The organism is Streptomyces sp. SA15, from assembly GCF_002291145.1.
Classification (GTDB): domain Bacteria; phylum Actinomycetota; class Actinomycetes; order Streptomycetales; family Streptomycetaceae; genus Streptomyces.
In genome coordinates, this window is the sequence record NZ_NTGE01000003.1 from 1 (window position 1) to 1,170 (window position 1,170).

At 68.4% G+C, this 1,170-nt stretch carries 1 protein-coding gene; it reads left to right on the forward strand.

The annotated features are described in order from the left end of the window. On the forward strand, window positions 1–1,170 hold a 1,170-nt coding region (locus CLM62_RS00015; protein WP_143658884.1), incomplete at both ends, for a type I polyketide synthase.

The window sequence follows — 1,170 nt, forward strand, 5'->3', positions numbered from 1 at the left end:
CGGGAGCGTTACGTCGGGTCGGTTGGCGTACTTCCTTGGCTTGGAGGGGCCTGCGGTGACGGTGGACACGGCGTGTTCGTCGTCGTTGGTGGCGTTGCACCAGGCCGCTCAGGCGGTGCGCAGCGGTGACTGCGATCTGGCGGTGGCCGGTGGCGTGACCGTGATGTCCTCACCCGGGGTCTTGGTGGAGTTCTCCCGGCAGCGCGGGTTGTCGACTGACGGGCGGTGCAAGGCGTTCGCGGATTCGGCCGATGGCACGGGGTGGGGTGAGGGCGCGGGGCTGGTGGTGTTGGAGCGTTTTTCTGTGGCGCGGGCGTGTGGGCATCGGGTGTTGGCGGTGTTGCGGGGTTCGGCGGTGAATCAGGATGGTGCGTCGAATGGGTTGACTGCGCCGAATGGTCCGTCGCAGCAGCGGGTGATTCGTGGGGCGTTGTCGAGTGCCGGGCTGACGGGTGCGGATGTCGACGTGGTCGAGGGGCATGGCACGGGCACGGAGTTGGGTGATCCGATCGAGGCGCAGGCGTTGCTGGCCACGTATGGGCGGGAGCATTCGGAGGACCGGCCGTTGTGGCTGGGGTCGTTGAAGTCGAATGTCGGTCACACCATGGCGGCTGCGGGCGTTGGTGGTGTGATCAAGATGGTGGAGGCGTTGCGTCGGGGGGTGTTGCCGGCGACGTTGCATGTGGATGAGCCGACGTCTCATGTGGACTGGGGTGTTGGTGGGGTCCGGTTGCTGACGGAGGCGCGTGAGTGGCCTGTGTCGGGTCGGCCGCGTCGGGCTGGGGTGTCGTCGTTCGGGATCAGTGGGACGAACGCTCATGTGATCTTGGAGCAGGCCCCGGAGACCGCGAACGCGCAGCCGCACGTGGACCGTTCGGCGCAGGGACCGGTCGGCTGGGTGCTGTCGGCCCGGTCGGAGGAGGCGCTGCGGGCATACGCGGGGCAGGTCGCCGCAGCCGCCGATTCCGCCCTGTCGGTCGTGGATGTTGCCGCGACGTTGGCTGGGCGTGCTGTGTTCGAGCATCGCGGTGTGGTGGTCGGTACCGACCGCGAGCAGTTGCTGGCCGGGTTGAGGGCTCTGGCGGATGGTGTTCCCGCTGAGGACGTGGTGACGGGGACGGCTGGGGCCGGGAAGACGGTGTTGGTGTTTCCGGGCCAGGGATCGCAGGG